1 protein-coding gene and 1 pseudogene are annotated in these 736 nt (G+C 64.4%); both read right to left on the bottom strand.

Annotation, left to right across the window (positions count from 1 at the left end; translation table 11 throughout):
* A pseudogene (locus QZH66_RS17545) lies at positions 1-358 on the bottom strand (hypothetical protein); the annotation flags it as partial.
* Positions 286-736, bottom strand: a 451-nt coding sequence (locus tag QZH66_RS17540) for a lyase family protein (RefSeq protein WP_305807111.1), incomplete at its 5' end; no start/stop codon positions are given. The gene QZH66_RS17540 and the pseudogene QZH66_RS17545, both read right to left, overlap by 73 nt.

Here is a 736-nt window from a genome sequence, read left to right as displayed (position 1 = left end):
TTTCGTGCGCGTCGCGGAACGGCAGGCCTTTCTTGACCAGGTAGTCGGCCAGGTCGGTGGCCGTGGCGTAGCCGCGCAGCGCGGCCTGTTCCATGGCCTGGGCGTTGACGGTGATGCCGCCCTCCTTCTGGCCCGTGGTCGGGTTCAGCTGGCCGCCGACCATTTCGGCAAAGATGCGCAGCGTGTCCTTGAGCGTGTCCACGGTGTCGAACAGCGGCTCCTTGTCTTCCTGGTTGTCCTTGTTGTAGGCCAGGGGCTGGCCCTTCATCAGCGTGATCAGGCCCATCAGGTGGCCGACCACGCGGCCGGTCTTGCCGCGCGCCAGTTCGGGCACGTCGGGGTTTTTCTTCTGCGGCATGATCGAACTGCCGGTGGTGAAGCNGTGTCGAACAGCGGCTCCTTGTCTTCCTGGTTGTCCTTGTTGTAGGCCAGGGGCTGGCCCTTCATCAGCGTGATCAGGCCCATCAGGTGGCCGACCACGCGGCCGGTCTTGCCGCGCGCCAGTTCGGGCACGTCGGGGTTTTTCTTCTGCGGCATGATCGAACTGCCGGTGGTGAAGCGGTCGGCGATCTTGATGAAGCCGAAGTTCTGGCTCATCCAGATGATCAGCTCTTCAGAGAAGCGGCTGATGTGCACCATGCACAGGCTCGCGGCGGCGCTGAACTCGATCGCGAAGTCGCGGTCGCTCACGGCGTCCAGGCTGTTCTGGCAGACACCGTCCATGCCCAGGCTGCGC

It is taken from the genome of Stenotrophomonas sp. YIM B06876 (assembly GCF_030711595.1).
Classification (GTDB): Bacteria; Pseudomonadota; Gammaproteobacteria; order Xanthomonadales; family Xanthomonadaceae; genus Stenotrophomonas.
Note: the sequence above shows the minus strand (reverse complement) of the source record. Positions and strands in the feature narration are given on the sequence as shown.